6 protein-coding genes are annotated in these 6,709 nt (G+C 59.5%); 4 read left to right on the top strand and 2 right to left on the bottom strand.

The genetic code is table 11. The annotated features are described in order from the left end of the window. Window positions 1-95: 95 nt before the first annotated feature. Window positions 96-503, bottom strand: coding sequence for a PA2817 family protein (locus HX786_RS27825; protein ID WP_003217220.1), 408 nt, complete (start codon window positions 501-503; stop codon window positions 96-98). A gap of 231 nt (window positions 504-734) precedes the next feature. Then, window positions 735-3,182 (bottom strand): acyl-CoA dehydrogenase, encoded by a 2,448-nt coding sequence (locus HX786_RS27820; protein ID WP_177010089.1) that lies wholly within the window; start codon window positions 3,180-3,182, stop codon window positions 735-737. A gap of 192 nt (window positions 3,183-3,374) precedes the next feature. On the opposite strand from HX786_RS27820, the gene HX786_RS27815 reads away from it, so the two are divergent. The 4 genes from HX786_RS27815 (at window position 3,375) to HX786_RS27800 (ending at window position 6,559) form a co-directional block, all read left to right on the top strand. Further along, entirely contained in the window at window positions 3,375-4,034 is a 660-nt protein-coding gene (locus HX786_RS27815) for a transglutaminase family protein (RefSeq protein WP_102369633.1), read from the top strand. A gap of 57 nt (window positions 4,035-4,091) precedes the next feature. Continuing rightward, window positions 4,092-4,715: a glutathione S-transferase family protein gene (locus HX786_RS27810; RefSeq protein WP_102369632.1), complete on the top strand. Its 624-nt coding sequence runs from the start codon at window positions 4,092-4,094 to the stop codon at window positions 4,713-4,715. A gap of 135 nt (window positions 4,716-4,850) precedes the next feature. Continuing rightward, the gene (locus tag HX786_RS27805; protein ID WP_003217227.1) at window positions 4,851-5,783 is read left to right on the top strand and encodes an ABC transporter ATP-binding protein; all 933 of its coding nucleotides are present in this window, start codon (window positions 4,851-4,853) and stop codon (window positions 5,781-5,783) included. Then, window positions 5,780-6,559, top strand: coding sequence for an ABC transporter permease (locus HX786_RS27800; RefSeq protein ID WP_003217229.1), 780 nt, complete (start codon window positions 5,780-5,782; stop codon window positions 6,557-6,559). Before HX786_RS27805 ends, HX786_RS27800 begins: the two co-directional genes overlap by 4 nt. The last annotated feature ends 150 nt before the right edge of the window (window positions 6,560-6,709 follow it).

Here is a 6,709-nt window from a genome sequence, read left to right as displayed (position 1 = left end):
CGCGAATGCGGTGGTTCAGTCAATATTTTAGGTGACTGATACACCGCATTCGCGAGCAAGCCCGCTCCCACATTTGATCTGCGTGAGCCCTGAGATCAGTGCTTGGGCTGGTCGTTGGACATGGCCAACAACTGCTTTTCCTGGTTCCAGTCGAACGGTTCGTCGTTCTGTTCAGCTTCGAAGCGACGTTCTTCCAGGGCCTGGTACAGGTCCAGCTCGTCGTCGGGCATGAAGTGCAGGCAGTCGCCACCGAAGAACCACAGCAGGTCGCGCGGTACCAGGTGAGCAATTTGCGGGTAGCGCAGGATGACCTGGCTCATCATGTCCTGGCCCAGGTACTGGCTTTCGATCGGGTCGATGGGCAGCAAGGCGCGCAGTTCATCGAAGCGCTCCAGGAACAGGAGGTGGCTTTCCTCGGGAACCTGTTCGGCTTCGCCGACGGCAACCAGGATGCTGCGCAGGTGGTCGAGCAAGACGAGATGATCGGCAACGACATTGGACACAAGATAAGTCCTCAAGAGCAAAACGGGCGCGAGAGTATATAGCTCGGTGCCTTGCCTCACAAATACGATTCCTTTTGACGAGTGGCTGTTGTTGTCAGGCAAGGCGCCGCGACGAGTCATAGCTTGCTATGGCGAGGAGCGGCAACGCAGCATGACGACAACAGACGCCGTCAAAAGGGATCAGTATTTGTGAGGCAGGGCACTCTACCCGTTTTTATATGACCGCTGGGATCAGCGGACTTTTCCCTCAGCCTGGCTCAGCTCTTCCTTGCTGAAATCATCCACGTCGATCACCTTGCGTCGCGCTGCTTCGGCGTCACGCAGGGTCTGCGCCTCGGCGGGTTGCAGCACGCCGGCATGCAGCGCGGCATCGATGGCGTGTTCGCCCGCGGTCGGTTTGACCTGGCCGCTCTTGAAGCCTTCGTGGAGTTTTTTCTGCAACGGATGGCTGTCGGCCAACAGGTCGTAGGCATGTTGCAGGGCGCCCACCGGATCTTCTGCAGACTGTGGGCGATAGCAGCCCGCCAGCACCGCTTCCAGGGTCGGGTCACCCTTGGCGCGACCAAGCACTGCGGCCACCTCGGCATCCAGCGCATCGGACGGGCCTTTATGACGGCGGCCGAACGGGAACACGATCACCCGCAACAGACAACCCAGCACCTTGCTCGGGAAGTTGGTCAGCAGTTCATCCAGTGCACGCTCGGAGTGGCCAAGGCTCTCTTCCATGGCCCAGGCGAACAGCGGTTCCAGGTGGTCTGGCGAATCCAGGTCGTGATAACGCTTGAGTGCAGCCGATGCCAGGTACATGTGGCTCAGCACATCACCAAGACGTGCCGACAGGCGTTCGCGTCGTTTCAACTCGCCGCCCAGCAGCATCATGCTCAGGTCCGCCAGCATCGCAAACGCCGCGGCCTGACGGTTGAGTGCGCGGAAATAGCCCTGGCTCAGGCTGTTGCCCGGAGCCTTTTCGAAGTGACCGAAACCGAGGTTCAACACCAGGGTGCTGGCGGCGTTGCCTACGGCAAAGCCGATGTGCTGCAGCAGCAGGCCGTCGAATTCCTTCAGCGCCTGGTCATGGTCTTCGCGACCGGCCAGGGCCATTTCCTTGAGGACGAACGGATGGCAGCGAATTGCGCCCTGGCCGAAGATCATCAGGTTGCGCGAGAGGATATTCGCGCCTTCCACGGTGATGAAGATCGGCGCGCCCTGCCAGCTGCGGCCCAGGTAGTTGTTGGGGCCCATGATGATGCCCTTGCCGCCGTGCACGTCCATCGCGTGGCTGATGCATTCGCGGCCGCGTTCGGTCAGGTGGTACTTGAGGATCGCCGACAGTACCGAGGGTTTCTCCCCCAGGTCGACCGCGTTGGCGGTGAGCATCCGCGCGCTATCCATCAGCCACGCGTTGCCGCCGATGCGGGCCAGGGCTTCCTGGATGCCTTCAAAGGCCGCCAGCGGGACGTTGAACTGCTCACGCACCTGGGCGTACTGGCCGGTCACCAGGCTGGTGAACTTGGCCGCGCCCGTTCCGACGGCAGGCAGGGAAATCGAACGGCCTACCGACAGGCAGTTCATCAGCATCATCCAGCCCTTGCCGAGCATTTCCTGGCCACCGATCAGGAATTCCAGCGGAATGAAAACATCCTTGCCGGAGTTGGGGCCGTTCATGAACGCGGCGCCCAGTGGCAGGTGGCGGCGGCCAATTTCAACTCCCGGGGTGTCGGTGGGGATCAGCGCGAGGCTGATACCGAGGTCTTCTTTGTCGCCCAGCAGATGATCCGGGTCATGGGCCTTGAAGGCCAGGCCGAGCAAGGTCGCTACCGGGCCGAGGGTGATGTAGCGTTTTTCCCAGTTCAGGCGCAGGCCGAGGGTTTCCTTGCCTTCCCATTCGCCTTTGCAGATCACCCCGGTGTCGGGCATGGAGCCGGCATCGGAACCGGCCAGTGGGCCGGTCAGGGCAAAGCACGGGATATCGTCGCCACGGGCCAGGCGTGGCAGGTAATGGTTGCGTTGTTCATCGGTGCCGTAGTGCAGCAGCAATTCGGCCGGGCCCAGGGAGTTGGGGACCATGACCGTGGAGGCGAGGTCGCCGCTGCGGGTCGCCAGCTTCATCGCGACCTGGGAGTGGGCATAGGCGGAGAAGCCTTTGCCGCCGAACTCCTTGGGGATGATCAGGGCAAAAAAGCCATGCTGCTTGATGTGTTCCCAGGCGGCGGGTGGCAGGTCCATGGCCTGGCCGATTTCCCAGTCGGTGACCATGGCGCACAGTTCTTCGGTAGGGCCGTCGATGAAGGCTTGTTCTTCTTCAGTCAGTTGCGCCTTGGGATAGGCCAGCAGCTTGTCCCAGTCGGGGCGGCCGCTGAACAGCTCGCCGTCCCACCACACGGTGCCGGCGTCGATGGCGTCGCGCTCGGTCTCGGACATCGGCGGCAGGACTTTCTGGAACCAGTTGAACAGCGGCGCGGTGAAGTACTTGCGGCGCAGGTCCGGCAGCAGCAGCGGGGCGGCTACCACGGCGATCAGTACCCAGAAGATCAGCAGCAACCAGCCTGGTGCGTGGCTGAAGGCGCCCATCGCCAACAGGTAGACGGCGACCACGCCGATGGCGGGCAGGGGCGCGATGCGCCGGTGCGCCAGGTAGGCAATGCCCACCACCAGAACCAGTATCCACAACAACAGCATATTCAATCCTCCGTGAAACCAGGTGCGAAATCACCTCAGAGCTTAGTCGGCATCCGAACAAGCGGGGTGACGAGGGTGTTACGTGGTGTGCCGGCAATGATCAGCACCAGGCGCCGACATTTGGCCGAATCGTCGTTATCCCAGGTGCATGCCTGTGGTTAGACTCAGGGCTTGCTCTCTGAGATTAACCTCATGAATGCGTACTTGAATCCCGGCCGCTTCATCGATAGTGACCACCCTGCGGTGGTGGAGTTCGCCGAAAAACATCGCGGTTCTAGTGCCGCACTTCGTGACCAGGCAGTCAGTCTTTACTACGCTGTGCGCGAGGCGGTGCGCTATAACCCCTATACCTTCAGTCGCGACCCGCAAACCCTCAGCGCGAGCTTCGCACTGGCGGCCGGCGAGAGTTATTGCGTGCCCAAGGCAACATTGCTGGCGGCGTGCGCAAGGCACTGCGGGATCCCGGCGCGCATCGGCCTGGCCGACGTGCGTAACCATCTCTCGACGCCCCGTTTGATCGAGCTGCTCAGAAGTGACGTATTTGCCATGCATGGCTATACCGAGTTGTATCTGGACGGCCGTTGGGTCAAGGCCACGCCGGCGTTCAACCAGCAACTGTGCGAACTGTTCGATGTGCCGCCGCTGGATTTCGATGGCATTCATGACAGTGTTTTCCACGCCTTCAACCGCAAGGGCCAGCGCTCCATGGAGTACGTGGTGGACCATGGGCAATTTGCCGAGGTGCCCGAGGAATTCTTCTTCGCCCACATCCAGAAATGTTACCCGCACCTGTTTGGCGAGCAGATGCCGATCCTGCTGGGGGACATGCAGAGTGATTTAAGCCGGACGTGATCCGGCGTATGCTGCCCCGGCATTTATCCAACCATCTTTTTCAAAATCGGGGCGGTCATGCTGAAAATCTGGGGTCGTAAAAATTCGTCAAATGTCAGGAAAGCACTGTGGTGCGCCGAGGAGCTCGGCCTGGACTATGAGGCAATTGATGCGGGTGGGGCTTTTGGTGTGGTCGACACGCCGCAATACCGCGCGCGGAACCCCAATGGCCGGGTGCCGATGATTGAAGATGGCGATTTTGTGCTGTGGGAATCCAACACCATCGTGCGCTACCTGGCCGCCAAACATGCGCCGGATTCGAACTGGTACCCCAGCGAGCTGCAAGCCCGGGCCAACGCTGAAAAGTGGATGGACTGGACCACCTCGACCCTGGCCGAACCGTTCAAGACCGTGTTCTGGGGCGTGCTGCGAACCCCGGCTGAAAAACAGAACTGGGACACCATCAACGCCGGTCGCCAGGCCTGCATCGACGTTTTGCAGACGGTGGATCAGGCCTTGGCCACGCAACCTTACCTGTCCGGCAGCGAGATCGGCATGGGTGATATTCCCTTGGGCAGCTTCATTTATGCCTGGTTCGAAATGCCCATCGAACGCCCGTCGATGCCTAACCTGGAAGCCTGGTACCAGCGGCTGCGCCAGCGCCCGGCCTATCAGAAATCGGTCATGACCGCGTTGACCTGATACCGACTATTAATACGGGTTACTGTACTTGTGCGGCGCGGACAAGCACCATGCCTGTCACGCGCAGCCGTTGTATTCCGTGCGGTCTGCCCTCATGTAACAATTCTATTCCTCTTCTTTGGTGCGTAATCCGATATGAGTTCCGCTCTGTCCATCCGGCAGCTAACCAAAACCTACGGCAACGGTTTCCAGGCCCTGAGTGGTATCGATCTGGACGTCGCCGAAGGTGATTTCTTCGCCTTGCTCGGCCCCAATGGCGCCGGCAAATCCACCACCATCGGGATTCTCTCGACCCTGGTCAACAAAACCACCGGTACGGTGAACATCTTTGGCAACGACCTGGACAAATCCCCGGCGGCGCTCAAGCGCAGCATCGGCGTGGTGCCCCAGGAGTTCAACTTCAACCAGTTTGAAAAGACCTTCGACATCGTCGTGACCCAGGCCGGTTACTACGGCATCCCGCCGAAGATCGCCAAGGAACGCGCCGAGCAATACCTCACGCAACTGGGCTTGTGGGACAAGCGCGACGTGCCTTCGCGTTCCCTGTCCGGGGGCATGAAGCGCCGCTTGATGATCGCTCGCGCCCTGGTTCACGAACCGCGCCTGCTGATCCTCGACGAGCCGACGGCGGGCGTGGACATTGAGCTGCGTCGTTCGATGTGGACGTTTCTCACCGAGCTGAACCAGAAAGGCATCACCATCATCCTCACCACGCACTACCTGGAAGAGGCTGAGCAGCTGTGCCGCAACATCGGCATCATCGACCACGGCACCATTGTCGAAAACACCAGCATGCGTAATTTGCTGAGCCAGTTGCACGTCGAGACCTTCCTGCTCGACCTGAAAAACGACATGACGGTTGCGCCCCAGTTGATCGGCTACCCGAATCGCCTGGTGGACAGCCACACCCTGGAAGTCCAGGTGGACAAAGCCGTGGGCATCACCGCGCTGTTTGGCCAACTGGCTACCCAGAACATCGAGGTGCTGAGCCTGCGTAACAAAACCAATCGCCTTGAGGAGTTGTTTGTGTCCCTGGTGGAGAAAAATCTGGCGAAGGTGGCGGTATGAGTTCGGAACTGCAACCCAACCTTGTCGCGCTGCAGACCATCGTTTATCGCGAAGTGAAGCGCTTTACCCGGATCTGGCCGCAGACCTTGCTGCCGCCGGCGATCACCATGGTTTTGTACTTCGTGATCTTCGGTAACCTGATTGGTCGGCAGATTGGTGATATGGGTGGATTCACCTATATGGAGTACATCGTGCCAGGGTTGATCATGATGTCGGTGATTACCAACTCCTACGGCAACGTGGTGTCGAGCTTTTTTGGCAGCAAGTTCCAGCGGTCCATCGAGGAATTGATGGTGTCGCCGGTGTCGCCTCATACGATTTTGATCGGCTACACCCTGGGCGGTGTGCTGCGCGGGTTGATGGTTGGGGTGATTGTGACGTTGCTGTCGCTGTTCTTTACCCATTTGCAGGTGCATCACCTCGGGATCACCCTGTTGGTGGTGGTGCTGACGGCGACTATCTTTTCGTTGCTGGGGTTCATCAATGCGGTGTTTGCGCGCAACTTTGATGATATTTCGATTATTCCGACGTTTGTGCTGACGCCGTTGACGTACCTGGGTGGGGTGTTTTATTCGATCACCTTGCTGCCGCCGTTCTGGCAGACCGTGTCGTTGGCTAACCCGGTGTTGCATATGGTTAACGCGTTTCGCTATGGGATCCTGGGCGTTTCGGATATCAAGATCAGTGTGGCGATCACCTTTATGCTGGTGGCGACTGTGGTGCTGTATGTGGGGTGTGCGCGGTTGCTGGTGAGTGGGCGTGGGATGCGCACCTAAGCGTTGAGATGTGATGAGAAACGGCCTCCAGATGAGGCCGTTTTTTTTGGCGATTGGTTTGAGTACATATCCGTTTTTTCGGTAACGGCCACCTATGGTTCCGCTCTTACAGCGGCTCACTTTGGAAAAGCCCAAAGTAAGCAAAGGGCT

It is taken from the genome of Pseudomonas sp. 21615526, from assembly GCF_013386245.1.
Taxonomy (GTDB): domain Bacteria; phylum Pseudomonadota; class Gammaproteobacteria; order Pseudomonadales; family Pseudomonadaceae; genus Aquipseudomonas.
This window is presented reverse-complemented; position numbering and strand designations above follow the sequence as displayed.